Genomic DNA, 26,102 nt, shown 5'->3' with positions numbered 1-26,102 from the left:
CCTACCGCCTTATCCATCTGCGTTAGCAGCTACTAATTTAATAGCAAAATGGCATCTCTCTCTCTTCGCAACATCATCAAGCGCTACGGGCACGGCCCCAAGGCCAACCAGGTCATCCATGGCGTGAACGCCGAGATCAAGGACGGTGAATTCGTCGTGATCGTGGGCCCCTCGGGCTGCGGCAAATCCACGCTGCTGCGCATGGTCGCGGGCCTGGAAGAAATCTCCGGCGGCGAGCTGCGCATTGGCGACCGCGTGGTGAATGACCTGGAACCCGCCCAGCGCGACATCGCGATGGTGTTCCAGAACTACGCGCTCTACCCCCACATGACGAACTTCGAGAACATGGCCTATGGCCTGAAAATCGCCAAGGTACCCAAGGAAGAAATCAAGGCGCGCGTGGACAAGGCCGCCAAGATCCTCGAACTGGGCCACCTGCTGGAGCGCAAGCCCCGTGAGCTGTCCGGCGGCCAACGCCAGCGCGTGGCGATGGGCCGCGCCATCGTGCGCCAGCCCCAGGTGTTCCTGTTTGACGAGCCCCTGTCCAACCTGGACGCCAAGCTGCGCGCCCAGACCCGCCTCGAAATCCAGAAACTGCACCGCGAGCTGGGCATCACCAGCCTGTTCGTGACGCACGACCAGGTCGAGGCCATGACGCTGGCGCAGCGCATGATCGTGATGAACGCCGGCAACATGGAACAGTTCGGCACGCCCGAAGAGGTCTACCACACGCCCGCCACCACCTTCGTGGCCAGCTTCATCGGCTCGCCGCCGATGAACCTGCTCAAGAACGCTCCCGGCGCACAGCCCGGCACCATCCTGGGCATCCGCCCTGAGCACCTGGATGTGCGCAGCGAAGGCTGGGCCGTGACGGTGGAAACCGTGGAACTGCTGGGCGCCGAGCGCCTGATCTATGGCCGCATCAACGGCGAACAGATCATTGTGCGCGTGGAAGAAGGCACGCACGCTCCGGCCCCGGACACCGTGATCCACGTGCAGCCGCGCGCCGACCGCCTGCACGCGTTTGACGCCACGACAGGCAAGCGGAAATAACACACGCCTGAGCAGGCTACTCGGCTGCGCCACAGCCCCTTCTCCCGGCCACGCCGGGGAGGGGCCGACGCCTTCTGTGAGGGATGGCCCTTGTCCGGCATCCCACAGCGGGGCAGCGCGGGTTTCAGGCGCTGCGCCCGTCGCAAAGCTCAAGGAACAAGAGATGACAACTCCCTGGCCCTACCCCCGCTGGATCGCCCACCGAGGCGCTGGCAAGCTGGCCCCCGAAAACACACTGGCCGCGTTCCGCCTGGGCGCGCAGCACGGCTACCGCATGTTCGAGTGCGACGCCAAGCTCAGCAGCGATGGCGTGCCTTTTCTCATGCACGATGCCACGCTCAACCGCACGACCAACGGCCGTGGCACCGGTGGCGACCTGCCCTGGAGCCAGCTGGCCCAGCTGGACGCGGGCAGCTGGCATTCGCGCAGCCACGCGGGCGAGCCCCTGCCCACACTGGAGAACCTGGCGCGCTACTGCATCGCCAACGGGTTCCTGCTGAACATCGAGATCAAGCCCACGCCGGGCACGGAAGCCACCACCGGCAAGGTGGTTGGCGAACACGCCGCGCGCCTGTGGCAAGGCCAGGCCGTGCCGCCGCTGTTTTCATCCTTCCAGCCCGGGGCACTGGAGGGAGCGAAGGCCACCGCGCCACACATCCCGCGTGCGCTGCTGCTCGACACCCTGTGGGAGGGCTGGGCCGACGTGGCCCAGCGGCTGGGCTGCGTGGCCATCGTCTGCAACCACGCGCTGTGGGACACAGCCCTGGTAGCCCAGGTCAAGGGCCTGGGCATGCGCACGCTCAGCTACACCGTCAACGACGACTGGGCCGCACAGCGGCTCATCGCACTGGGCACGGACGGCATCATCACCGACCGCGTGGACTTCTTCTCTCCCGCCACGGCTTAAAGAACCCCACCCCAAGCCAGCGCCACCGTGGAACCGGCTTCGCCGGTCCAGGGGTGGCGTCCCCCTTCAGGGGGAAGGCGCGCAGCGCCTCAGGGGGTCAGTCCAGCTTCGCGCCTGACTTCTTCACCGCATCCGCCCAGCGTGGCATCTCGGTGGCCAGGAACTTCGCAAAATCGTCCGCGCCCAGAAACGCCGGGTCGGCCCCCTGGCTCACCATGCGGCTTTTCACATCGGGCGACTGCATCACCTGGCCGAAGGCATCGCTGAGCTTGGCCACCACGTCCTTGGGCGTGCCTGCCGGGGCCAGAAAGCCGTAAAAGCCCACCACCTCGAAGCCCTTGATGCCGCTCTCGATCACCGTGGGCACATCGGGCAGCGCGGGGTTGCGCTCCTTGCTGGTCACGGCCAGGGCGCGCACCTTGCCCTGCTTGTGGTACGCAGCGGCCTGCGGAATGCTCTCGGCCATGAACTGCACCTGCCCACCCATCAGGTCGGTGAACGCGGGCGCACTGCCCCGGTAGGGGATGTGCACCATGAACAGGCCCGTGGCGGTCTTGAACATCTCGGGCACCAGGTGGCTGATGCCGCCGTTGCCCGCCGAGCCAAAGTTGACCTGGCCAGGCCGCGACTTGGCGTATGCCATGAACTCCTGCAGATTCTTGGCAGGCACGCTGGGGTTCACCAGCAGCGCCAGCGGCTGCATGGCAGTGCGCGCAATCGGCGTGAAGTCCTTGAGCGTGGCATAAGGCAGGCGGCTGTAGAGCGCCGGGTTGATCACCATCACACCCGTGTTGGCCAGCATCAGGGTGTGGCCGTCGGCCGGGGCCTTCATCACATCCTGGGCCCCCACGGTGCCACCCGCACCTGCCTTGTAGTCCATCACCACCGGCTGGCCCAGCACGGCCTGCAGCCGGTCAGACAGCAGGCGTGCATGCTGGTCCAGCGGACCACCCGCCGGGAAGCCGACCACGATGCGCACCGGCTTGGAGGGAAAACTGGCAGCGGTCTGCGCCGATGCCGCCACCGACAGCAGCAGGCCAGCCGCCACGGCCCAGCAGGTTTTCAGCGCGATTTTCGATTTCATTGGGGTGTCTCCAGGGTTGGGGGAAATAAGTGCCTGCCGCGCGTTGCGCGCTCCCTCGGGCTACGCCCCGATTCTCATCGGCATTCGGCCCCTGCAAACTCCCTGAAAACACGGGCATCCCCAGCCACGATTTGCGGCCCCACGGCCCGGCAGGACACCCAGGGCAGTCAGCCCTTCCAGCCCCGCACCAGCACCCACTGGCAGGTGGCGGTGGCCACCACCAGCGCGGCATAGGTCAGCATCTTGCCGTCGCGCCCCCACAGCGCCAAGCCTGCGGCCAGCACCACCAGCCCCACCACAAACACCGCCGCCCACTGGCGCCAGCCCGCCAGGGCGCCCCCCTTGGCGCCCAGCAGCCGCCCGCCCAGCACCAGCAGCAGGGCCACAAAGGCGGCGGGCGCCACAAAGTTCAGCAGATGGTTGAGGATGTCGAGGGGACCCATGAATTGACCCAAATCAAGGCATGAACAGGCAAGGCCACCTGTCCGGGCCAACAATTTTATAATTGGCGGCTATGGCAGTCTGGGCCCTCGGCATCAACCACACCACCGCGCCGCTCGACCTGCGCGGCCGGTTCGCGTTTGCGCTCGACCAGATCGCTCCCACGTTGCACGGTTTGCGCCAGTCGCTGGGCCACTCTGGCGGCGGTGCCAGCCGCCACCCCGGGGTCGAGACCGCCATCATCTCGACCTGCAACCGCACCGAAATTTACTGCGCGGGCGACCAGCCTGCCATGGACCACACGCTGGGCTGGCTGGCCCACAGCGGCGGCGTAAGCCCCGCACTGCTGCGCTCGCACTCCTACACGCTCGAAGACAGCTTGGTCGCACGCCACGCCTTTCGCGTGGCCAGTGGGCTTGATTCGATGGTGCTGGGCGAGGCCCAGATCCTGGGCCAGATGAAAGACGCGGTGCGCGCCGCCGAAACGGCTGGCGCGCTGGGCACCACGCTCAACCAGCTGTTCCAGCGCAGTTTTGCCGTGGCCAAGGAGGTGCGCAGCAGCACCGAAATCGGCGCACACAGCATCAGCATGGCCGCCGCCGCCGTGCGCCTGGCGGGGCAGCTGTTTGAAGACCTTTCCAAGATCCGCGTGCTGTTCGTCGGCGCGGGCGAAATGATCGAGCTGTGCGCCACGCACTTCGCCGCCAAGAACCCCAAGCAGATCGCCATTGCCAACCGCACGCTGGAGCGCGGCGAAAAGCTCGCCACCCGTTTCGGCGGCGAGGTGATGCGTCTGGCCGACCTGCCCGAGCGCTTGCACGAGTTCGACGCCGTCATCAGCTGCACCGCCAGCAGCCTGCCCATCATCGGCCTGGGCGCTGTGGAGCGCGCACTCAAGAAGCGCCGCCACCGCCCCATCTTCATGGTCGATCTGGCCGTGCCACGCGACATCGAGCCTGAGGTGAAAGCCCTGGGGGACGTGTACCTGTACACCGTAGACGATCTGGCCACCGTGGTGCAGACCGCGCAGGCCAACCGCCAGGCCGCCGTGGCCCAAGCCGAAGCCATCATCGACGCCGGCGTGCAGAGCTTCATGCACTGGATGGAGCTGCGCAGCCCCGCCGCTGCCGAGGGGGGCGTGGTGCCGCTGATCCAGCAGCTCAACGCCCAGACGGACGAATGGCGCGCGCTGGAAATAGCCCGCGCCAAGAAGCTGCTGGCCAAGGGCGAGGATGTGGATGCCGTGCTCGAAGCACTCTCGCGCGGCCTCACGCAGAAGATGCTGCACGGCACCCTGGCCGAGTTGCGCGCGGGTGACGCCGAGATGCGCGCCCAGACGGCCCAGACCGTCTCGCGCCTGTTCCTGCGCGCGCAGAGCAAGACCCCCAACAACAACGTGCTGTAGCGGCGCTCGCCCGCTCCCCTGCCCGCCCCGATTTCAAGCCAAATCGGCCCCCGGCGTCTGATATACAAGCGTCAATAGCTACCAAATTGGTAGCACCCATTTTCTCCAGAATTCCATGAAACCTTTCCTCCGAAGCCAGCTGGAGCGCTACGCACAGCGCCTGGGCGAGCTGGACTTTCTGCTCTCGCGCGAAGACATCATGAGCGACATGGCGCAGTACCGGCGCATCTCCGTCGAGCATGCCGAGGTCACGCAGGTGGCGGGCCGCTACGCCCGCTACCAGCAGCGCGAGTCCGACCTGGCCGGTGCGCGCGAGATGCTGGCCGACCCCGACATGGCCGAGATGGCGCAGGAAGAAATCACCAGTGCCGAGGCCGAACTGCTGCAACTCGAAGACGAACTGCAGCGCCTGCTTTTACCCAAGGACCCCGACGACGCACGCAATGCGTTTGTGGAAATCCGCGCAGGCACGGGCGGTGACGAATCCGCCCTGTTTGCGGGCGACCTCACGCGCATGTACACCCGCTACGCCGCCAACGTGGGCTGGAAGGTGGAAGTGGTGAGCGAGAACGCCGCCGAGCTGGGCGGCTACAAGGAAATCGTGCTGCGCATCGAGGGCGACCACGTATATGGCGCGCTCAAGTTCGAATCCGGCGGCCACCGCGTGCAGCGCGTGCCCGCCACCGAGACGCAAGGCCGCATCCACACCAGCGCCTGCACCGTGGCCGTGATGCCCGAGCCCGACGAGCACGAGGCCATCAAGCTCAACCCGGCCGACCTGCGCATCGACACCTTCCGCGCATCGGGCGCAGGCGGCCAGCACATCAACAAGACCGACTCGGCCGTGCGCGTGGTGCACTTGCCCACCGGCATCGTGGCCGAGTGCCAGGATGGCCGCAGCCAGCACAGCAACAAGGCCAAGGCGCTGCAGGTGCTGCAGGCCCGCATCCAGGAGAAAGAACGCAGCGAACGCGCCGCCAAGGAGGCCGCGCTGCGCAAGGGCCTGATCGGCAGCGGCGACCGCAGCGACCGCATCCGCACCTACAACTTCCCTCAGGGGCGGCTCACAGACCACCGCATCAACCTCACGCTGTACAAACTGCTGCAGGTGATGGAAGGCGACCTGGGCGATGTGCTGCAGGCGCTGCAACATGCGCGCGAGGCGGAACAACTGGAAGAGCTGGAGATGAGTGTGGCGTGACCACAGATCTTTAACAAACTAGGCCTCCTGCGCTTATCCAGCAAGCGCAGACAGCTATTAAATTCATAGTGAACCAGACAACCCCCACCCTGGCACAAGCCCTGGCCCAGGCCCACACGCTGGGACTGCCGCGCATTGACGCCCAGCTACTGCTGCTGCACGCCCTGGGCCGCCCCGACGCTGGCCGCGCCTGGTTGCTGGCGCATGACACCGACACGCTGGAGCCCGGTACCCACGACGCTTTCATCGCCCTGTGCCAGCGCCGCGCAGTGGGCGAGCCCGTGGCCTACCTGACGGGGCGCAAGGAGTTTTATGGGCTGATGCTGCAGGTAGACGCCCGCGTGCTGGACCCGCGCCCTGACACCGAAACCCTGGTGGACTGGGCGCTGGAAATCATCGCCCCACTGGCATCGCCGCGCGTGGCGGACCTGGGCACCGGCAGCGGCGCCATTGCCCTGGCGCTGCAAAGCCAGCGCGCCGACGCCCAGGTGCTGGCCGTGGATGCCAGTGCCGATGCCCTGGCCGTAGCGCAGGCCAACGCTGAACGGCTGGGCCTGCCCGTGCAGTTCCAGCAAGCCAACTGGCTGGCGGGCGTGCAGGGCCCGTTCGATGCCATCGTCTCCAACCCCCCCTACATCCCCAGCGCCGATCCGCACCTGGCGGCGCTGACGCACGAGCCGCTGCAGGCCCTGGCCAGCGGCGCCGACGGGCTGGACGACATCCAAGCCATCGCGGCCCAGGCGCCCGCCCACCTGCGCCCCGGCGGCTGGCTGCTGCTGGAGCATGGCTACGACCAGGCAGCGGCGGTGCAAGCGCTGCTGGCCGCCCAGGGCTTTGCCCAGGTGCAAAGCCGCAATGACCTCGCTGGCATTGCGCGTTGCACAGGGGGGCAGTGGCCCTTGCCGCAGACAGTGAAATAATCCATCCCATTGCGGGCACCCTGCCACCCTCTGCCCGCCAGCCCCAATTCAAGGAGTTTTACCCATGAGCGACACCCAACAACGCATCGACGCCCTCGTCAAATCCAGCGACATCCTGCTGTTCATGAAGGGCAGCGCCAGCTTCCCCATGTGCGGTTTTTCGGGCCGCGCGATCCAGATCCTCAAGGCCTGCGGCGTGGACCCCAAGAGCGTGGTCACCGTCAACGTGCTGGAAGACGACGAAATCCGCCAGGGCATCAAGGAATACAGCAACTGGCCCACGATTCCGCAGCTGTACGTGAAGGGCGAATTCATCGGCGGCTCAGACATCATGATGGAGATGTACGAGTCGGGCGAACTCAAGCAGGTGCTGGGCACTGAAGGCTGATCGACACGGCCATTGCACCACCCGCCATCAGGCCGCCTTCGGGCGGCCTTTTTGTTTGCCTGCAACAGCTGCACCAATCGGGGGCTTTTCCGGTGGAGCAGCGGGCATGTTGTGTGCTTGAATGGTTGCGTGACGTAACCATCACAGGAGCATGCAATGACCAGCCATAGCCTTGTTCCCCAATCCCCCGCCCTGCGCTTGCCGGTGGCCCAGATGCGCAATGTGTTCCACCCGGGCGATGTCGAACGCAAGCTGGCCCGGTTGCAAGAGTCCGGCAACCAGCGCGAATACGAAACCCTGCGCACCGTGTACGAACGCATGCTGGAGCGCGGCCCGGAGCGTTTTCAGGTCAAGCCCTCGGGCGTGCCCGACATGGCCAGCCTGTACGAGCAGTTGCCCAACTTCACCGAGGTGCTGGACGATGTGAAGCGCCATGTGGCGCTGGCGCAGGACAGCAGTGATGGCCTGGAGGTCACGCCCATGCTGCTGCTGGGCCCGCCCGGTATCGGCAAGACGCACTTTGCACGCCACCTGGCCGAGCTGCTGGGCACGGGCATGAACCTGCTGCCGATGAGTTCCATGACCGCTGGCTGGTTGCTGTCGGGCTCGTCGGCGCAATGGAAAGGAGCCCGCCCCGGCAAGGTGTTTGAGGCGCTGGTAGAGGGCGAATATGCAAACCCGGTCATCGTGGTCGACGAGATCGACAAGGCCAGCAGCGATGCGCAATACGACCCGCTGGGCGCGCTGTACAGCCTGCTCGAATACGACACCGCCCAGAGCTTTACCGATGAGTTTGCCGAGGTGGCCATCGACGCGAGCCAGGTGATCTGGATCACCACAGCCAATGACACGCGCGGCATTCCCGACCCCATCCTGAACCGCATGAATGTGTTCGAGGTGGAGGCCCCCACGCTAGAGCAGGCGCGCACCATCGCCCGCAACCTGTACCTGGGCATCTGCGCGGGGCATGACTGGGGCCGCCTGCTGGACCCGGAACCCCTGGACGACGTGCTGGACCACCTGGCCCAGATGCCGCCGCGCGAAATGCGCAGGGCACTGATGACGGGCTTTGGCAATGCGCGGCTGGACCGGCGCAGCACGGTGGAGATTACCGACCTGCCCAAGGCGGCCTCGGGCCGCAGCCGCATCGGCTTCGTGCAATAGCGGCTGCGCGTGGTTGCCGGCCGCCTTCACGGGCGGTGCGCAGCCGGTGTCCGCCCGCAGGGCGCGCAGATACACTCGGGTGGCCGCTGTGCCCTGGCCTGCGCCGCCCGTCCCTCCCATGACCCTGTCCCAAAGCCTCTTCGTCATCGGGCTGCTGATTGCAGCCAGTGCCTTCTTCTCCATGGCCGAGATTTCGCTCGCCGCTGCGCGCCGCTTGCGCCTGCGGCAGATGGCCGACGAGGGCGACGCGCGCGCAGACCGCGTGCTGCGCATGCAGGAGCAGCCGGGGGACTACTTCACCGTCGTGCAGGTGGGCCAGAACGCCGTGGCCATCCTGGGCGGTATCGTGGGCGAGGGGGCGCTGAGCCCCCATTTCACGGCGCTGCTCAGCCTGTGGCTGTCCGAATCGACCGCAGAGAAGGCCGGGTTCCTGGTGTCCTTCCTGGTCATCACCTCGCTGTTCATCCTGTTTGCCGACCTGTTCCCCAAGCGCCTGGGCATGGCCGAGCCCGAGCGGCTGGTGGTGCGTCTGGCGCAGCCCATGGCCTGGTGCACCACGCTGCTGCGCCCACTGGTGTGGTTCTACAGCCGCGGGGCCGATGCGCTGTTCCGCGTGCTGGGCTTGTCATCGCTGCGCGACGACCGCATCACCTCCGACGACATCCTGGCCATGATGGAGGCCGGGGCCCGTGCCGGGGTGCTGGCCGCGCGGGAGCAGCAGGTCATCACCAATGTGTTCGAGCTGGACACGCGCACCGTGTCCAGCGCCATGTCGCCGCGCGACCGGGTGGCGTTCTTCCTGCGCGACGAGCCCGACTCCGTCATCCGGCTGCGCATTGCGGCCGAACCCTTTTCGACCTACCCCGTGTGCGAGGGCGACATCGACCATGTGGTGGGTTATGTGGATGCCAAAGACCTGTTCCAGCGCGTGCTGAATAACCAGCCCATTTCGCTGGCCGACGACAGCCTGGTGCGCAAGGTGCTCATCGTGCCCGACCGGCTCACCCTGTCCGAGGTGCTGGAGCAGTTCCGCCAGGTGCACGAGGACTTTGCCGTCATCGTGAACGAGTACAGCCTGGTGGTGGGGGTCGTGACCCTGAACGATGTGATGAGCACGGTGATGGGCGACCTCGTGGGCCCCGCAGACGAAGAACAGATCGTGCGGCGCGACGAGGACTCGTGGCTCATCGATGGCGTCACGTCCATTGAGGACGTGCTGCACGCGCTGTCGCTGGACGAGCTGCCCCACACCGGCGAGTACGAAACCCTGGCGGGTTTCCTGATGGTGATGTTGCGCCGCGTACCGCGCCGCACCGACAGCGTGAGCTGGGGCGGCTACAAGTTCGAGGTGCTGGACGTGGACAGCTACCGCATCGACCAGGTCATGGTCTCACGTTTGAACCCCACGGGCGGCAGCAGCAGTAGCAGCCCGCCTGCGGTTCAGGCGTAACCCCGTCAGGCGGCAGGCGCTGTGGGCCTGTCGATGAACGCCCAGTTGCGCTGGGCGCCAAACACCGCATCCGGGTAGGGCGAGCGGCCACGGCTGCCGTTGTAGCGGCCCAGGGCCATGAAAAGATCACCCTGCTCGCGGTCGATGTAGTGGCGCAGGATCACACAGCCAAAACGCAGGTTGGTCTGCATGTGGAACAGCTTGCCTGCATCGCCATCGCCAATCACCCGCGTCCAGAACGGCATGACCTGCATGTAGCCCCGCGCGCCCACGCTGGACACGGCAAACTTGCGGAAGCCACTCTCCACCTGGATGAGCCCAAGGACCAGCGATACGTCGAGCCCCGCACGTTTGGACTCGTACCAGACCGTCTGCAGAAAATCGCGCCGCACCTCCCATTCGGGCTTGCGGCGGCGCAGCCGGTCGCTCTGGGTGCCCAGCCAGCGCAGGTAGTGCAGGCGGGCCTCGGTGGTAAAAAATTCAGGCTCGGGTGGCGCCTGGTTGGCAATGGCCGAACTCAGCGCCGTGCGCACGGAATCCATCAGGGGTTCTTCAAGCTGCCCCCCCGCATGTGCCGCCTGCGGTGCGGCCAGCCAGGCTGCCGGTGCCGCGAGCGAGGCTGCAGACAGCAGGCATGCGCGCCGCGAGAGCCCAGCCACAGGACCGGGCCGGGCCGTGGGGGATGCGTTGGTGCCCCGCTCCTCGCTCATGCTCATACCACCATGCGGCCCTTCACATGGGCCAGGATGTCAGCCACCGCCACTTTGGTCGCGGCCGTGTCGCGGCGGTGCTGGTACTCGACCACACCTTCCTTGAGACTCTTGTCGCCAATGGTCACGCGATGCGGCACACCGATCAGCTCCCAGTCGGCAAACATGGCGCCGGGGCGCTCGCCACGGTCGTCCAGGATCACATCCACACCGGCTGCCAGCAGGTCGGCATAGAGCTGCTCGGCCGCAGCCTTGACAGCCTCGCTGCGGTCCATGCCAACGGGGCAGACCACCACAGTGAAAGGTGCGATCGCGTCGGGCCAGATGATGCCGCGCTCGTCGTGGTTTTGCTCGATGGCGGCGGCGGGAAGGCGCGTGACGCCAATACCGTAGCAGCCCATCTCAAAGAAAGCGGGCTTGCCGTCGTCACCCAGGAAGGTGGCGTTCATGCCCTTGCTGTACTTGGTGCCCAGGTAGAAAACATGGCCCACTTCGATGCCGCGCTCAATGGAGAGCTCGCCCTTGCCATCGGGGGAGCGGTCGCCCGCCACCACGTTGCGCAGGTCGGCCACGGCATCGGGCTCGGGCAGGTCGCGGCCCCAATTCACGCCGGTGATGTGGAAGTCCACTTCGTTGGCGCCGCAGATCCAGTCGGCCATGAGGGCCACTTCGCGGTCCACCACAATCTTGAGAGACTTCTTCAGGCCGATGGGGCCCAGGTAGCCGGGCTTGCAGCCAAAGTGGTCCTCGATCTCGGAGAGCGTGGCAAACCGGAAACCCGCCAAGCCGGGCACCTTGCCGACCTTGATCTCGTTCATGTCATGGTCGCCACGCAGCAGCAGCAGCCAGACCTGGCTCTTGACGATCTCGCCGGCCTCGTTGGTTTCGTCCGTGGCCAGGACCAGCGACTTCACGGTGGTGCTCAAAGGCACGCCCAGCAGCTCGGCCACGTCGGCGCAGGTGCTCTTGCCAGGCGTCGGCGTCTTTTCCATGGCCTTTGAGGGCGCAGGGCGTGGACCGGCAGGCGCCAGGGCCTCGGCCTTTTCCATGTTGGCGGCGTAATCGCTCTGCGGGCAGTAGACGATGGCGTCTTCACCCGTGGCGGCGATCACCTGGAACTCTTCGGACAGGTCGCCACCGATGGCACCGCTGTCGGCCGCCACGGCACGGTAGGTCAGGCCGAAGCGGTCAAAAATGCGGCGGTAGGCCTGGGCCATCACCTGGTAGCTGGCCTTGGCGGCCGCCTGATCGCGGTCGAAGCTGTAGGCGTCCTTCATGATGAACTCGCGGCCGCGCATGAGGCCAAAGCGTGGGCGGCGCTCATCGCGGAACTTGGTCTGGATCTGGTAAAAGTTCTTCGGCAGCTGCTTGTAGCTCTTGAGTTCCTGGCGCGCGATGTCAGTGATCACTTCTTCGCTGGTGGGCTGCACCACGAAGTCGCGGCCATGGCGGTCCTGGATGCGCAGCAGCTCGGGGCCCATCTTGTCGAAGCGGCCGGTTTCCTGCCACAGCTCGGCGGGTTGCACCACGGGCATGGTCAGCTCCACGGCGCCCGCGCGGTTCATCTCTTCGCGCACGATAGCTTCCACCTTGCGGATCACGCGCAGGCCCAGAGGCATGTAGTTATAGATGCCCGCGCCCAGCTTCTTGATCAGCCCTGCCCGCATCATGAGTTGGTGGCTGACCACTTCTGCGTCGGCCGGAGCTTCCTTGAGGGTGGAGATAAAGAATTGGGAGGCTTTCATCGGAATCGATTTCGGGCGGATCAGAGCAGTCCACTTGCTGCGCGCTAGGCGCCGTGCATAATGGACACAGTTTAAAAATTTGGGGTTTGATTATGCTTGACCGGGACGGCTTTCGGCCGAACGTCGGCATCATCCTGCTCAACCAGAGAAACCAGGTGTTCTGGGGCAAGCGCATACGCACCCACAGCTGGCAGTTTCCGCAGGGTGGCATTGACCGGGGCGAAACCCCCGAGCAAGCCATGTTCCGGGAGCTGCACGAAGAGGTGGGATTATTGCCTGACCACGTGCGCGTGGTGGCCCGCACACGGGACTGGTTGCGCTATGAGGTGCCTGACCGGTACATCCGCCGCGACGCGCGCGGACATTACAAGGGCCAGAAACAAATCTGGTATCTGCTCCAACTGGTGGGCCACGACTGGGACTTGAATCTCCGCGCGACCAACCACCCCGAGTTCGATGCCTGGCGCTGGAATGACTACTGGGTGCCTCTGGACGTGGTGGTCGAGTTCAAGCGGGGGGTCTATGAAATGGCCCTGACCGAGCTGGCACGCTACCTGCCTCGGCATGAACAGCGCAACCGCTACTTGCGCAGCGGCATGCGGACACGAGAAGGTGAGCACACGGGGACGAGCATGTACCGCACCGGGTCCATGCTGATCAACCCGGGCATGGAACTCCCCCCTGGCGCCAGTTTTGACCCCGACCCGCAAAACAGCATGCCGGGTGAACTGGACGGGATTCCACCGCTGACCACCACACCCCGCTGATCTCCACGTCCACCAACAAAAATGCCTGTAATGAGCAGGCATTTTTTATGGCTTGGGCGGCTGTGCGCAAAACGCTAAAAGCAATCCGGCAATCAAGCGCCCACGGCCAGCACCAGATTGTCCCGGTGCACCATCTCCGGCTCGGCCACATAGCCCAGCAGTTTTTCAAATTCGGTCGAAGGCTTGCGGCACAGAAGGCGCGCTTCGGCGGCTGCATAGTTGGCCAGGCCCCGCGCGATCTCGACCCCGGAGGCATCCCGCACGGCAATCACGTCGCCGCGCGAAAAATCTCCCTCCACCGCCGTCATGCCGATCGGCAGCAGGCTCTTGCCTTCATCGCGCACCTTGGCGGCAGCCCCGGCATCCACCACAACGGAGCCGCGCAGCTGAAGGTGATCCGCCATCCATTGCTTGCGGGCTTGTTTTTTCTGGGTTTGTGCAACCAGCAGGGTCCCCAGAGGCTCACCCCCGACCAAGCGCAGCAGCACATCGGGCTCCCGCCCCCAGGCGATCACGGTGGACGCGCCCGAGCCTGCGGCACGCTTGGCCGCCAGTATCTTGGTGATCATGCCGCCCTTGCCGATGCTCGACCCCGCGCCTCCGGCCATGGCCTCCAGGGCCGGATCCCCTGCCTTGGCTTCGTGCACGAATTGCGCTGCGGGGTCCCGGCGCGGGTCGGCGGTGTACAGCCCCTTTTGGTCCGTGAGGATGATCAGTGCATCGGCCTCGACCAGATTGGCCACCAGCGCCCCCAGGGTGTCGTTGTCGCCAAACTTGATTTCGTCGTTGACGACCGTGTCGTTCTCATTGATCACCGGCACCACGCCCAGGCGCAGCAGCGTGAGCAAGGTGGAGCGCGCGTTCAGGTAGCGCTCGCGGTCGGCCAGGTCGGCGTGGGTGAGCAGCACCTGGGCGCTGCCCATGCCCTCCTCGCGCAGCTTGGTCTCGTACATCTGCGCCAAGCCCATCTGCCCCACAGCGGCGGCGGCCTGCAGCTCGTGGATTTCCTGCGGTCGTGTGGTCCAGCCGAGGCGCTTCATGCCCTCGGCGATCGCGCCGCTGGACACCATCACGACCTCACGCGCCACCCCGCCATCGCCGCGCACCAAGGCCGCCAGCTGGCGGCTCCATTCACCGATGGCCGTTTCATCCAGGCCACGACCTTCATTGGTCACAAGGCTGGAGCCCACCTTGACCACGATGCGGCGGGCATCTCGCAATACGCTGGAAACCATTGTTTGAATCATTTTTGGCCGCTACCGCGCACCCACAAAGCGCTAGCAGCTATTAAAAATATAGCAATCAGGCAAAAGACCCGGAAGCCTCTTGCATCAAGCGGGCGCGTCTCCGGCAAACCGGGGATCGACTTCCACGGGCTCGTTTTCCGTGCGCTGCTCCGACTGCACATGGCGGAAGATCGCATGGATCAGAGACTCGCAGCCCTCGCGCGTCAGCGCAGAAATCTCAAACACCGGCCCCTTCCACTTGAAGCGTTTCACAAAATCTTTGACACGCGCCTCGCGCTCGTCGTCCGGCACCATGTCCAGTTTGTTCAGCACCAGCCAGCGGGGTTTGTTGTAAAGCTGCTGGTCGTACTTCTTCAGCTCGTTGACGATGGCCTTGGCCTGCGCCACCGGGTCCACCGCATCATCGAACGGCGCCAGATCGACGATGTGCAAGAGCAGGCGGGTGCGCTGCAGGTGGCGCAGGAACTGGTGGCCCAGCCCCGCCCCCTCCGACGCGCCTTCGATCAGGCCAGGGATGTCTGCCACCACAAAACTTTGCTCGGGCCCCACGCGCACCACACCCAGATTCGGGTGCAGGGTGGTAAAGGGGTAGTCCGCAATCTTGGGACGCGCATTGGAAACCGCCGTGATGAAGGTGGACTTGCCAGCATTCGGCATGCCCAGCAGACCCACATCGGCCAGCACCTTCAGCTCCAGCTTGAGGTTCTTTTTTTCACCCGGCCAGCCCGGCGTCTTCTGGCGGGGCGCACGGTTGATGGCGCTCTTGAAGCGCAGGTTGCCGAATCCACCATCGCCGCCCTTGGCGATGGTGATCACCTCGCCCGGAGTGAGCAACTCATACAGCACCTCACCCGTTTCCGCGTCGGTGATGATGGTGCCTACGGGCATTTTCAGGGTGATGTCAGCCCCGGCGGCGCCAAACATGTCCGAGCCCATGCCATGCTCACCGCGCTTGGCCTCGTGCCGGCGCGAGTAGCGAAAGTCCACCAGGGTGTTCAGGTTGGGGTCGGCAACAGCAAACACATGCCCGCCCCGCCCCCCGTCACCGCCATTGGGTCCGCCAAATTCCTTGTATTTTTCGTGCCGAAACGACACGCAGCCATTGCCGCCGTCACCGGCTGCAATGTCAATAAAGGCTTCATCGACGAACTTCATGGAATATCCAGTTTACAAAAGGGCGCCGTACAAACCGGCAGCCAACCGCCGATTGTGGCGGAACAGCGGAACGCCTTCCAGGCGCCGCAGGCAGATGGCATGCGAGAGCCACCCGTACAGACCAAACAACAAAGCCCCGGCAAAGCGGGGCTTCGTTGCTTGCCGGAGGAAAAATCCTCAGGCGGGAGTCACATTGACCGTGGACTTGGACAATGCACCCTTGGTGCCAAACGACACATGGCCGTCCACCAGGGCGAACAAGGTGTGGTCCTTGCCGACGCCAACGTTGGTGCCAGGGTGGAAACGTGTGCCACGCTGGCGCACGATGATCGAGCCAGCGCTGATCAATTCACCACCGAACGCCTTGACACCCAGCATCTTTGGCTTGGAGTCGCGCCCGTTTCGCGTAGAGCCGCCGCCTTTTTTCTGTGCCATGACTTAGCTCCTTCGCTTAAGCAGCAATCGCACCGATTTGCAGTTCGGTGAACTGCTGGCGATGGCCTTGGCGTTTCTGATAGTGCTTGCGACGGCGCATCTTGAAGATGTGCACCTTGTCGTGCTTGCCGTGGGCCACAACAGTGGCTTTCACGGTTGCGCCGGACACCAGGGGCGTACCAACCTTGAGTTCAGCGCCGTTGCCGACAGCCAGAACCTGGTCGATCACGATCTCCTGGCCTACGTCCGCAGCAATCTGTTCTACTTTAATTTTTTCGCCGGAAGCAACGCGATACTGCTTGCCGCCGGTTTTTATGACCGCGTACATGTTGACCTCTTGATATGAGTTCCGCAGACGGATTTCTGCAGAGCCAGCGATTGTAGCGCATCACGCATCGCAGGTCCAGCTCTCTTGAAGTCTGGCGCAACGCGCGCCAGTCAGGCAGCGATGGCCCCTGTCAGGTCTTCCTATAATCCGGGCACTTTCTGTGACCGCCATCTTGACTGACCATACCGCCCCCGCAGCCTCTCCCCTCACGCTCGTTGCCCAGGACATGCACGAGGTCGACAAGGTCATTGAGCGGCGCCTGACGTCCAGCGTGCCGCTGGTTGCCCAGATATCGCAGTACATCATTGCTGCTGGCGGCAAGCGGCTGCGGCCTGCGCTGCTGCTAATGGTATGCGGCGCCCTGGGCTACCGCGGCGACCACCGGTTCAGCCTCGCAGCGGTGGTCGAGCTGATTCACACGGCCACGCTGCTGCACGATGACGTGGTGGATGCCTCCACACTGCGCCGGGGACGCCCTACGGCCAACGAGACTTTCGGCAACCCCGCCAGCGTGCTTGTGGGGGACTTCCTGCATACCCGCTCCTTCCAGATGATGGTGGAAGCGGGAAGCATGCGGATCATGGAAATCCTCTCCGAAGCCACCAACGTGATCGCCGAGGGGGAGGTGCTTCAGCTCATGAACATGCATGACGCATCCCTGGATGAGGCAGGCTACCTGCGCGTGATCCGCTCCAAAACCGCCAAGCTGTTCGAAGCCAGCGCCAGACTGGGAGCCGTGCTGGCCAACAGCACCTCCGAGATCGAGGAAGCATGCTCCACGTACGGACAAGCTCTCGGCACGGCTTTTCAGATCATTGATGACGTCCTGGACTACGACGGTGACGCCGCTGAAATGGGCAAGAACCTGGGGGACGACCTCCGGGAGGGAAAGTCTACGCTGCCATTGATTGCCGCCATGGAGCGAGGCACCCCCAGCCAAGCACTCATTGTTCGACAAGCCATCGAGCAGGGATCAACAGAGCAGTTGAGCGAGATCATCCAAATCGTCCGCGCCACTGGCGCCCTGGATGTCACGCGGGCAGCCGCATTTGCAGAGGCCCGTCGGGCCATGGCCGCCGCAGAGCAGCTTCCGGCCAATGCCTATGCAAAGGGCTTGCTAGAATTGGCCGCACAGTTGCTCGCGCGGCGCAACTAAGAACTAAGGTGCGCATTACACCCGCAAATGGGTGCTATGCAATCAACGGGGTGTAGCTTAGCCTGGTAGAGCGCTACGTTCGGGACGTAGAGGCCGGAGGTTCGAATCCTCTCACCCCGACCATAAATCCACCGCCCAAACACACATTCGCGCTGCCTGTGGCGCAGTTACCAATATCCAGCGCTGTACACCCCTAGCGTAATCGGTGATGATAGGATGGTTTCTTTTCCAAACCTAACACATTACCGGTTACATGGCCGCTGTTGATACTGTCCCTAAAGAAGCCTCTGCAGTCGCCCTCCCCGGACTGGGTCGGGCGTTGATGTCTGCCGGCAAGCTGACGCAAAAGTCAGCCGAGGACATTTACAAAAAATCACAAATCAGCCGCACCAGTTTTATCGCCGAATTGACAGGTTCTGGCGCGGTATCGGCGGCCGATTTGGCGCACACGGTTTCTGCCGTCTTTGGCGCACCACTGCTTGATCTGGATGCAATTGATCCATTGCGCCTGCCCAAGGAACTGCTGGACAACAAAATCTGCCAAGCTTATCGCGTTGTAGTGCTCAGCAAGCGCAACAACCGGCTGATTGTTGCGACTGCAGATCCCACCGATCAAGAAGCTGCAGAAAAAATCAAATTTACCACCCAGATGGGGGTGGATTGGATTATCGCCGAGTATGACAAACTGAGTCGCCTGGTAGATGTGACCTCCAAATCCACCAGCGAGTCCATGGAAACGCTGGTGAGTGGAGGCGGTGATTTCGAGTTTGACGATGTCTCGATTGAAGATGCTCCCGAGGAAGCCGATACTGGCGTCACAGAGGTCGAAGACGCACCTATCGTCAAGTTCCTTCACAAGATGTTATTGGATGCCTTCAATATGCGGGCATCCGATTTGCACTTTGAACCCTATGAACATCAGTATCGTGTCCGCTTCCGAATTGATGGGGAGTTGCGCGAAATAGCATCACCCCCGATTGCGATCAAGGACAAGCTGGCTTCGCGCATCAAAGTGATTTCGCGCCTGGACATCTCGGAAAAGCGGGTTCCGCAAGATGGTCGGATGAAGCTGAAGGTCGGCCCCGACAGAGTCATTGATTTCCGCGTCAGCACGTTGCCCACCTTGTTTGGTGAAAAAATTGTGATCCGTATTCTGGATCCGAGCAGTGCAAAACTGGGCATTGACGCATTGGGGTATGAGCCTGTCGAGAAGGAGCGACTTCTTCAGGCCATTGGTCGCCCCTACGGCATGATCTTGGTGACTGGGCCTACGGGCTCCGGCAAGACCGTTTCTCTTTATACCTGCCTGAATCTGCTCAACAAGCCGGGCGTCAATATTGCGACCGCTGAAGACCCTTCTGAAATCAATCTGCCTGGCGTCAACCAGGTCAATGTGAATGAGAAGGCCGGCCTGACATTTGCAGTCGCGCTCAAATCCTTTCTCCGCCAGGATCCCGACATCATCATGGTGGGGGAAATTCGGGACTTGGAGACTGCCGATATCTCGATCAAGGCGGCCCAGACCGGTCACCTGGTCCTGTCCACCCTGCACACCAACGACGCGCCCACGACGCTGACACGCATGCGCAACATGGGCATAGCGCCCTTTAATATTGCATCCAGCGTGATCTTGATCACGGCACAGCGACTGGCACGCAGGCTCTGCCCAGCCTGCAAGACACCTGCCGATATTCCCCACGAAACGCTCGTGGAGGCAGGGTACAAAGAAGAGGACCTCGATGGCTCTTGGGTCACCTACCGCCCTGTTGGCTGTTCTGCCTGCAACAACGGGTACAAAGGCCGGGTAGGTATATACCAGGTCATGCCAGTGTCTGAAGACATACAGCGCATCATTCTTCGTGATGGAAGTGCCCTGGAAATTGCGGAGCAAGCCCGGGCTGAAGGTGTGCGTTCGCTGCGCGAATCCGGACTTCACAAAGCCAAGCTCGGCCTGACCTCTCTTGAAGAGGTTTTGGCAGTTACCAACGAATAGCACCCACTGACGAGGGCAGTATGGCTACCGTAGCATCAAAAAGAGATATCAAGGATTTTGTCTTCGAGTGGGAGGGCAAAGACCGCCATGGGAAAATCGTGCGTGGGGAAATCCGTGCGGTGGGCGAAAATCAGGTTCAAGCGACCTTGCGCCGCCAAGGCGTTTTCCCGACAAAGATCAAAAAACGCCGGATGCGTTCGGGCAAGAAAATCAAGCCCAAAGACATTGCGCTTTTCACCAGGCAACTGGCAACCATGATGAAAGCCGGGGTTCCGCTGTTGCAGGCTTTCGATATTGTTGGAAGAGGCAACACCAATGCCAGCGTTACCAAATTGTTGAACGATATTCGTGCGGACATTGAGACAGGCACATCGCTGAATGGGGCCTTCCGCAAGTATCCAATGTATTTTGACAGCCTCTACTGCAATTTGGTCGAGGCAGGGGAAGCTGCGGGTATTCTGGAAGCGCTTCTGGATCGGCTCGCCACCTACATGGAGAAAACTGAGGCCATCAAATCGAAAATCAAATCGGCCTTGATGTACCCGATATCCGTGATCATTGTTGCCTTTGTCGTTGTAACCGTGATCATGATTTTTGTGATTCCCGCATTCAAAGAGGTCTTCACGTCATTCGGTGCAGATTTACCCGCCCCTACACTGTTTGTGATGGCTATCAGTGAGATTTTCGTGAAGTGGTGGTGGTTGATTTTTGGCGTTATAGGCGGTGGCTTTTTCTTCTTCATGCAGGCGTGGCGACGCAATGAAAAGATGCAAATGTTCATGGATCGCCTGCTGCTGCGCATGCCCGTCTTCGGGGCACTGATCGACAAGTCTTGCGTTGCACGCTGGACCCGGACCCTGGCCACCATGTTCGCGGCAGGCGTTCCCTTGGTCGAAGCTCTGGACTCGGTAGGAGGCGCCGCAGGTAACTCCGTTTATTCCATGGCCACCGACAAGATTCAGCAGGAAGTCTCCACCGGCACCAGCCTGACCGCCGCGATGGGAAATGCCAATATCTTCCCGTCCATGGTGCTGCAAATGTGCGCCATCGGGGAAGAATCCGGCTCCATTGACCACATGCTAGGCAAGGCGGCCGATTTCTACGAGTCGGAAGTGGACGACATGGTGGCCGGCCTGTCCAGCCTGATGGAGCCCATCATCATCGTGTTCCTGGGCACCTTGATTGGCGGAATCGTGGTTTCCATGTACCTCCCCATCTTCAAGCTCGGTCAGGTCGTGTAATGGAATTCGAGGTGTGGTGGGGCGCCGCCCTGGGTGGCGTCTTGGGCTTGCTGATCGGCAGTTTTCTGAACGTGGTCATTTACCGGCTGCCCAAGATGATGGAGCAGCAGTGGGCGGCGGAGTTGGCCCAGTTGGAGGCAGAGAAACAGGGCAAGGAGCCTCCTGCAGACACGCAGGCCCCCTTCAACCTGATGACCCCGCGGTCACGCTGCCCCGCTTGCGGACATGTGGTTCAGTGGTATGAAAATGTCCCCGTCCTGAGTTATCTCTTTTTACGGGGTCGCTGCTCGGCCTGCAAAGCACCGATCAGCGCCCGCTACCCGTTGGTCGAATTGCTCACCGGGGCGCTGTTCTTCTTCTGCATATACCGCTGGGGGGTGACCCCTGTCGGTTTTGCATGGTGCGGATTCTCCGCAGCACTCGTGGCCTTGGCATTCATCGACTGGGACACCACCCTGTTGCCGGACGATATCACCCTGCCTTTGCTCTGGGCGGGCTTGCTCTCGGCGGCATTCCAGTGGACGAACGTCCCGCTGCACGCATCCGTGACAGGAGCTGCTGCCGGTTACCTGTCGTTGTGGCTGGTGTATTGGGGCTTCAAGCTGGCCACGGGCAAGGAGGGCATGGGGTATGGCGACTTCAAGCTGTTCGCGGCACTCGGCGCCTGGTTTGGATGGCAGGCGCTGGTGCCCATCATTTTGATGTCGTCGATCATTGGCGCCATCATCGGTATCGCAATGAAAATTTTCAGCAGCTTGCGCGAAGGGGGCTACATACCGTTTGGTCCCTTCCTCGTGGGTGCAGGGCTGACGGCGATGGTGTTTGGCCCCAATGCCATCCTCAACACCGTGTTGAATCTCCTGGGCCTGTAGCCCCTCCCCGACCATGGCAAACAAAAGGTGCCCGGTGCGCCTGGGCCTGACCGGCGGCATTGGGAGTGGCAAAAGCACCGCGGGCGGCATGTTCGCCTCGCTGGGCGCCACCATGATCGACGCAGACCAGATTGCGCGCGCGGTCACCGGCCCCGGCGGGGACGCCATGGACGCCATCCGCAGCACATTCGGCGCGGCCTTTGTAGATGCATCCGGGGCGCTGGACCGCTCGCGCATGCGCGAGCTGGCCTTCAACCAGCCTGAGGCACGCACGCAGCTGGAGGCCATCGTGCACCCGCTGGTAACCCGCCACAGCCTTATGCAGACGCAACAGGCCATTGCGGCAGGTTCCCGCCTGATCGTGCACGATATTCCGCTGCTGACAGAGTCCGGCCGGTGGGCCCGCCAGCTGGATGCCGTGGTGGTGGTGGACTGCCCTGTGGAGACCCAGATTGAGCGTGTCATGCACCGCAGTGGCCTCGCCCCTGACGTGGTGCAGGGCATCATTGCATCGCAAGCCACCCGGCACGCGCGCCGTGCGGTCGCCGATATCGTGATTGCCAACGGGCCCCACAACACCTTGCCCGCATTGCAGGCCCAGGTGCGGCAGGTAGCCGCCTTGTTCGGGCTATGATGCACAAGAGCCCCAGGAACCCGCCAGCGTGATCCTTTACGAATACCCCTTTAACGAGCGTCTCAGAACCTATCTGCGGCTTGAGCAGTTGTTCCGCCGGTTGGGGGAGTTGATCCCCCGCGCCCATGCGCTCGACCACCACTTTGCACTGGTCACGATCTTCGAGATCATGGATGTGGCAGCCCGGGCCGACCTGAAGTCGGACGTGCTCAAGGACATCGAAAAACACAAGCACCAGCTCGACAGCTACCGTGGCAACCCTTCCATCTCCGAGGCCGCGCTGGATGCAGTGATCGCCCAGCTCGACCGGTGCTTCACCGCACTGAATGGGCAAAATGGAAAGTCAGGCCATGCACTGACCGAGAACGACTGGCTGATGAGCATCCGCAGCCGCATCGGCATTCCCGGCGGCACCTGCGGGTTCGATCTGCCAGCCTACTATGCATGGCAACACCACGCCCCCGACGTGCGGCAGCAGGCGCTGGAGCAATGGGCCTCCACGCTCGCGCCACTGGCCGAATCGATTTATGTGCTGCTCAAGCTGCTGCGCGATTCGGGTGTCCCCCAGAAGGTCGCGGCAGAACGTGGCCAGTTCCAGCAGAATCTGCCGCAAGGCCGCACCTTCCAGCTGCTGCGGCTGCGCATGGACCCGGGCCTGAACCTGATTCCCGAGATCAGCGGAAACCGGCTGATTGTTTCGGTGCGGCTCATGCGGCTCGAAGGGGATGGCCGCCTGCACGCCTGCAACGAGGATGCAGCGTTTGAACTCACGCTGTGCGCCTGAGTCCGGATACTTTCAGTGAACCATCCTGGTGACCGGCGAGCACCACCTTGATTCGCCCACAAGCATGACCCGCTCCACATCCACCACATCCTTTGCACGCACCGTGGTCTGCCCCCGCTGTGGAGGCGACAGCGTATACAGCCCCGCCAATGCCTACCGCCCTTTTTGCAGCGAGCGCTGCAAGCAGGTCGATCTGGGCGCCTGGGCCAGCGAGGACTTCCGCATGCCCGCCGAAGCTCCGCCTGCGGACGCCCAATACGGCGACCCGCGCCAGCAGCACTGATACGCCGGCACCCAGCCAAAACATTGGCCCCAAATGGTCGCTGCCGCCTGACAGCAAACACTTTCAAGCTATATATTTAATAGCAAACAGTTTCCACCGCGCCGACATCAAGCAGCCGCGACGGTTTATTCGGGCGTGAATTCCAGGCCCCGCTCCTCGGCCAGCCACTGCAGCACCGGGTAAGCGCCGGGCAGCACCGGCGCCACCGTCAACGGCATCTGCTGCCAGGCCATGGACTGGCCTTCGCGCATCTCGAACTCCCCCGTCCACGCCCAGACCTTGCACCAGTGCAAACGCACCAGGGCATGGGGATAGTCGTGCTCCGTGACCTTCCAGACCGTGGCCGGGCCGATGGTCACGCCCAATTCCTCGATCAGCTCTCGGCGCAGCGCCTCTTCCACCGTTTCGCCCGCCTCCAGCTTGCCGCCCGGAAACTCCCAGTAGCCTGCGTACGGCTTGCCCGGCGGGCGGGTGGACAGCAGCATGGCGCCGTCTTCACGCAGCAGGATGCCCACGGCCACCTCGGTGTGTTTGCGTGTTGTTTCAGCCACTGTGGCGCCCCGCATAGTCACGCGCAAACTGGTAGGCCACGCGGCCGCTGCGCGAACCCCGCTCCAGCGCCCAGACCAGGGCCTCGGGCCGCGCAGCCGCGATGGCGGCGGCAGGAACCCCCAGCGACGACAGCCATTGCGCCGTGATGGTCAGGTACTCCTCCTGGCTGAAGGGGTAGAAGCTCACCCACAGGCCAAAACGCTCTGACAGGGAGATCTTCTCTTCCACCACTTCACCGGGGTGCACCTCGCCGTCCTCGGTGCGGGTGTAGGTGAGGTTCTCCTTCATGTACTCGGGCAGCAGGTGGCGCCGGTTGCTGGTGGCATAGATCAGCACATTGGGCGTGGCAGCCGCCACCGAGCCGTCGAGGATGGACTTGAGCGCCTTGTAGCCGGGCTCGCCGTCTTCAAAGCTCAGGTCGTCGCAGAAGACGATGAATTTCTCCGGCCGTGCGGACACCACGTCCACGATGTCGGGCAGATCGGTCAGGTCCGCCTTGTCCACCTCGATCAGGCGCAGGCCCTGCGCCGCATAGGCGTTCAGGCATGCCTTGATGAGCGAGGACTTGCCGGTGCCGCGTGCGCCGGTCAGCAGCACGTTGTTGGCGGGCAAGCCTCGCACAAACTGCTGCGTGTTGCGCTCGATCTTTTCCTTCTGGGGGTCGATTTCCTTGAGGTCCGCCAGCGCCATCGCGGCCACATGGCGCACCGGCTCCAGGGTGCCGTGGCCGCTGCTGCGCTTGCGATAGCGCCAGGCAATGGCGGCCGACCAGTCGGGCGCAGAGAGCGGCTGAGGCAGCACGGATTCGATCCGGGCGATGAGCTGCTCGGCACGCTCGATCAGATGTTCAAATTTCTGGTTCATTTTGGCATCTACCGCGCGTCCATCATGCGCTAGCAGCTATCAAATCAGGAGTATTGCAGTGAATCAGGAGCGGTAGTCCGCGTTGATCGTCACATATTCGTGACTGAAATCGCAGGTCCAGACCGTGTCCACCGCATCACCACGGCCCAGCAGCACACGCACGGTGATCTCGGCCTGCTTCATCACGCGCTGGCCGTCTTCCTCACGGTAGGCGGGGTTGCGACCGCCTTGCACGGCCACATGCACGTCGTCCAGGTACAGGTCGATGCCGGTCTGGTCCAGATCGTCGATGCCCGCATAACCCACAGCGGCCAGGATGCGGCCCAGGTTCGGGTCGCTGGCAAAGAAGGCGGTCTTGACCAGGGGCGAATGGGCAATCGCATAGGCCACCTTGCGGCATTCGTCGCCGGTCTTGCCGCCCTCCACCCGCACGGTGATGAATTTGGTGGCGCCCTCACCATCACGCACGATGGCCTGGGCCAGTTTCTGCGACACCGCCAGCATCGCCGCCTTGAGGGCCTGGCCCTCGGCGCTGTCGAGCGAAGTGATGGGCGCATGCGCGGCCTTGTTGGTGGCCACGACCACGAAGGAGTCGTTGGTCGAGGTGTCGCCGTCGATGGTCACGCGGTTGAAGGAGCCATCGGCCAGCTCGCGCGCCAGCTGCTGCATCACAGCAGGTGCCACACAGGCGTCCGTGGCCAGAAAGCCCAGCATGGTGGCCATGTTGGGGCGGATCATGCCCGCGCCCTTGCTGATGCCGGTGATGGACACCGTGGTGCCGCCGATCTGCGCCTGCGCCGAGAAGGCCTTGGGCAGGGTGTCCGTGGTCATGATGCCTTCAGCGGCGCGGGCCCAGTGGCCGGGCTGGGCATCGGCAATCGCTGCGGGCAGGCCCGCCTCGATGCGGTCATTGGGCAAGGGCTCCATGATCACGCCGGTGGAAAACGGCAGGATCTGCTCGGGCGCCACGCTCAGCTGGCGTGCGAGCGCAATGCAGGTGGAGCGCGCACGCGCCAGACCATCCGCGCCCGTGCCTGCATTGGCGTTGCCGGTGTTGATGACCATGGCTCGGATCGGCTGACCGCTGCTCAGGTGGTCGCGGCTGATCTGCACCGGGGCCGCGCAGAAGCGGTTCTGGGTGAACACGCCCGCCACGCTGGCGCCTTCGTCCAGCAAGAACACGGTCAGGTCCTTGCGGTTGGCCTTGCGGACACCGGCTTCGGCCACACCAATCCGAACACCGGCAATCGGGTGCAGGTCGGCGGCAACGGGGGCAACAAGATTCACAGGCATGGGACGGGGCCTTTCTATCGGAGGGAGGGG

The 26,102-nt window shown here is 63.4% G+C and carries 27 protein-coding genes and 1 tRNA gene; 17 read left to right on the top strand and 11 right to left on the bottom strand.

Annotated features, from left to right (window positions below; translation table 11 throughout):
* Nucleotides 1-48: 48 nt before the first annotated feature.
* Together CBY09_RS03895 and ugpQ are read left to right on the top strand one after the other, a co-directional pair.
* Nucleotides 49-1,053 (top strand): sn-glycerol-3-phosphate import ATP-binding protein UgpC, encoded by a 1,005-nt coding sequence (locus tag CBY09_RS03895; RefSeq protein WP_094286611.1) that lies wholly within the window; start codon nt 49-51, stop codon nt 1,051-1,053.
* Between the two features lie 163 nt (nt 1,054-1,216).
* On the top strand, nt 1,217-1,960 hold the full coding sequence (gene ugpQ / locus CBY09_RS03890; protein ID WP_094286609.1) for a glycerophosphodiester phosphodiesterase: 744 nt from the start codon (nt 1,217-1,219) through the stop codon (nt 1,958-1,960).
* 97 nt (nt 1,961-2,057) lie between these two features.
* Here the strand turns inward: ugpQ and CBY09_RS03885 are convergent, their stop codons facing one another.
* Nucleotides 2,058-3,044, bottom strand: a complete 987-nt coding sequence (locus tag CBY09_RS03885; RefSeq protein ID WP_205734085.1) for a Bug family tripartite tricarboxylate transporter substrate binding protein — start codon at nt 3,042-3,044, stop codon at nt 2,058-2,060.
* 167 nt (nt 3,045-3,211) lie between these two features.
* Entirely contained in the window at nt 3,212-3,487 is a 276-nt protein-coding gene (locus CBY09_RS03880) for a hypothetical protein (RefSeq protein WP_094286607.1), read from the bottom strand.
* 71 nt (nt 3,488-3,558) lie between these two features.
* Between CBY09_RS03880 and hemA the strand changes: the two genes are divergently transcribed.
* The 6 genes from hemA (at nt 3,559) to paeA (ending at nt 10,013) form a co-directional block, all read left to right on the top strand.
* Nucleotides 3,559-4,890: a glutamyl-tRNA reductase gene (gene hemA, locus CBY09_RS03875; RefSeq protein WP_094286605.1), complete on the top strand. Its 1,332-nt coding sequence runs from the start codon at nt 3,559-3,561 to the stop codon at nt 4,888-4,890.
* A 115-nt stretch (nt 4,891-5,005) separates the two neighbouring features.
* Entirely contained in the window at nt 5,006-6,091 is a 1,086-nt protein-coding gene (gene prfA, locus CBY09_RS03870; RefSeq protein ID WP_094286603.1) for a peptide chain release factor 1, read from the top strand.
* A 68-nt stretch (nt 6,092-6,159) separates the two neighbouring features.
* Entirely contained in the window at nt 6,160-7,011 is an 852-nt protein-coding gene (gene prmC, locus CBY09_RS03865) for a peptide chain release factor N(5)-glutamine methyltransferase (RefSeq protein ID WP_094286601.1), read from the top strand.
* Between the two features lie 64 nt (nt 7,012-7,075).
* On the top strand, nt 7,076-7,399 hold the full coding sequence (gene grxD, locus CBY09_RS03860) for a Grx4 family monothiol glutaredoxin (RefSeq protein WP_015012726.1): 324 nt from the start codon (nt 7,076-7,078) through the stop codon (nt 7,397-7,399).
* A gap of 156 nt (nt 7,400-7,555) precedes the next feature.
* Nucleotides 7,556-8,563, top strand: a complete 1,008-nt coding sequence (locus tag CBY09_RS03855) for an AAA family ATPase (RefSeq protein ID WP_094286600.1) — start codon at nt 7,556-7,558, stop codon at nt 8,561-8,563.
* Between the two features lie 118 nt (nt 8,564-8,681).
* Nucleotides 8,682-10,013, top strand: coding sequence for a polyamine export protein PaeA (gene paeA, locus CBY09_RS03850; RefSeq protein WP_094286598.1), 1,332 nt, complete (start codon nt 8,682-8,684; stop codon nt 10,011-10,013).
* A gap of 5 nt (nt 10,014-10,018) precedes the next feature.
* On the opposite strand, the gene CBY09_RS03845 is transcribed toward paeA, so the two are convergent.
* Nucleotides 10,019-10,723: a lytic transglycosylase domain-containing protein gene (locus tag CBY09_RS03845; RefSeq protein WP_094286596.1), complete on the bottom strand. Its 705-nt coding sequence runs from the start codon at nt 10,721-10,723 to the stop codon at nt 10,019-10,021.
* 2 nt (nt 10,724-10,725) lie between these two features.
* Nucleotides 10,726-12,468 carry a proline--tRNA ligase gene (locus CBY09_RS03840; RefSeq protein ID WP_094286594.1) on the bottom strand — a complete coding sequence of 581 codons (1,743 nt, stop codon included), beginning with the start codon at nt 12,466-12,468 and terminating at the stop codon, nt 10,726-10,728.
* Nucleotides 12,469-12,560: 92 nt separating this feature from the next.
* On the opposite strand from CBY09_RS03840, the gene CBY09_RS03835 reads away from it, so the two are divergent.
* Nucleotides 12,561-13,235, top strand: coding sequence for an RNA pyrophosphohydrolase (locus tag CBY09_RS03835; RefSeq protein ID WP_094286592.1), 675 nt, complete (start codon nt 12,561-12,563; stop codon nt 13,233-13,235).
* Between the two features lie 92 nt (nt 13,236-13,327).
* Here the strand turns inward: CBY09_RS03835 and proB are convergent, their stop codons facing one another.
* From proB to rplU, 4 genes are all read right to left on the bottom strand, one after another.
* Nucleotides 13,328-14,470: a glutamate 5-kinase gene (proB, locus tag CBY09_RS03830; protein ID WP_094286590.1), complete on the bottom strand. Its 1,143-nt coding sequence runs from the start codon at nt 14,468-14,470 to the stop codon at nt 13,328-13,330.
* A 96-nt stretch (nt 14,471-14,566) separates the two neighbouring features.
* Entirely contained in the window at nt 14,567-15,637 is a 1,071-nt protein-coding gene (cgtA, locus tag CBY09_RS03825; protein ID WP_094286588.1) for an Obg family GTPase CgtA, read from the bottom strand.
* Nucleotides 15,638-15,814: 177 nt separating this feature from the next.
* Nucleotides 15,815-16,072, bottom strand: coding sequence for a 50S ribosomal protein L27 (rpmA, locus tag CBY09_RS03820; protein WP_005794180.1), 258 nt, complete (start codon nt 16,070-16,072; stop codon nt 15,815-15,817).
* A gap of 16 nt (nt 16,073-16,088) precedes the next feature.
* The gene (gene rplU, locus CBY09_RS03815) at nt 16,089-16,400 is read right to left on the bottom strand and encodes a 50S ribosomal protein L21 (RefSeq protein ID WP_005794184.1); all 312 of its coding nucleotides are present in this window, start codon (nt 16,398-16,400) and stop codon (nt 16,089-16,091) included.
* Nucleotides 16,401-16,626: 226 nt separating this feature from the next.
* Between rplU and CBY09_RS03810 the strand changes: the two genes are divergently transcribed.
* The 8 genes from CBY09_RS03810 to CBY09_RS03775 all read left to right on the top strand — a co-directional run bounded on the left by CBY09_RS03810 (nt 16,627) and on the right by CBY09_RS03775 (nt 23,363).
* Nucleotides 16,627-17,556 (top strand): polyprenyl synthetase family protein, encoded by a 930-nt coding sequence (locus CBY09_RS03810; RefSeq protein ID WP_094286586.1) that lies wholly within the window; start codon nt 16,627-16,629, stop codon nt 17,554-17,556.
* 46 nt (nt 17,557-17,602) lie between these two features.
* Nucleotides 17,603-17,679 (top strand) — tRNA-Pro (locus tag CBY09_RS03805).
* A 130-nt stretch (nt 17,680-17,809) separates the two neighbouring features.
* Complete coding sequence (gene pilB / locus CBY09_RS03800; RefSeq protein WP_094286584.1) at nt 17,810-19,549, top strand: type IV-A pilus assembly ATPase PilB; 1,740 nt, start codon at nt 17,810-17,812, stop codon at nt 19,547-19,549.
* 20 nt (nt 19,550-19,569) lie between these two features.
* Entirely contained in the window at nt 19,570-20,790 is a 1,221-nt protein-coding gene (locus CBY09_RS03795; RefSeq protein ID WP_094286582.1) for a type II secretion system F family protein, read from the top strand.
* Complete coding sequence (locus tag CBY09_RS03790; protein WP_094286580.1) at nt 20,790-21,662, top strand: prepilin peptidase; 873 nt, start codon at nt 20,790-20,792, stop codon at nt 21,660-21,662. Before CBY09_RS03795 ends, CBY09_RS03790 begins: the two co-directional genes overlap by 1 nt.
* Nucleotides 21,663-21,675: 13 nt before the next feature.
* On the top strand, nt 21,676-22,296 hold the full coding sequence (gene coaE / locus CBY09_RS03785; protein ID WP_094286578.1) for a dephospho-CoA kinase: 621 nt from the start codon (nt 21,676-21,678) through the stop codon (nt 22,294-22,296).
* A 28-nt stretch (nt 22,297-22,324) separates the two neighbouring features.
* A complete protein-coding gene (gene zapD, locus CBY09_RS03780; protein ID WP_094286576.1) occupies nt 22,325-23,080 on the top strand; it encodes a cell division protein ZapD in 756 nt (251 codons plus the stop codon).
* Nucleotides 23,081-23,144: 64 nt separating this feature from the next.
* Complete coding sequence (locus CBY09_RS03775; protein WP_094286563.1) at nt 23,145-23,363, top strand: DNA gyrase inhibitor YacG; 219 nt, start codon at nt 23,145-23,147, stop codon at nt 23,361-23,363.
* 125 nt (nt 23,364-23,488) lie between these two features.
* Here CBY09_RS03775 and CBY09_RS03770 read toward each other — a convergent pair whose 3' ends face one another.
* From CBY09_RS03770 to argJ, 3 genes are all read right to left on the bottom strand, one after another.
* The gene (locus tag CBY09_RS03770) at nt 23,489-23,929 is read right to left on the bottom strand and encodes an NUDIX domain-containing protein (RefSeq protein WP_094286561.1); all 441 of its coding nucleotides are present in this window, start codon (nt 23,927-23,929) and stop codon (nt 23,489-23,491) included.
* On the bottom strand, nt 23,907-24,779 hold the full coding sequence (locus tag CBY09_RS03765) for an ATP-binding protein (protein WP_094286559.1): 873 nt from the start codon (nt 24,777-24,779) through the stop codon (nt 23,907-23,909). Before CBY09_RS03765 ends, CBY09_RS03770 begins: the two co-directional genes overlap by 23 nt.
* A 63-nt stretch (nt 24,780-24,842) precedes the next feature.
* Complete coding sequence (argJ, locus tag CBY09_RS03760; RefSeq protein WP_094286557.1) at nt 24,843-26,072, bottom strand: bifunctional glutamate N-acetyltransferase/amino-acid acetyltransferase ArgJ; 1,230 nt, start codon at nt 26,070-26,072, stop codon at nt 24,843-24,845.
* Nucleotides 26,073-26,102 lie beyond the last annotated feature (30 nt).

The organism is Acidovorax kalamii, assembly GCF_002245625.1.
In the GTDB taxonomy this organism is placed as follows: Bacteria; Pseudomonadota; Gammaproteobacteria; order Burkholderiales; family Burkholderiaceae_C; genus Acidovorax; species Acidovorax kalamii.
Note: the sequence above shows the minus strand (reverse complement) of the source record. Positions and strands in the feature narration are given on the sequence as shown.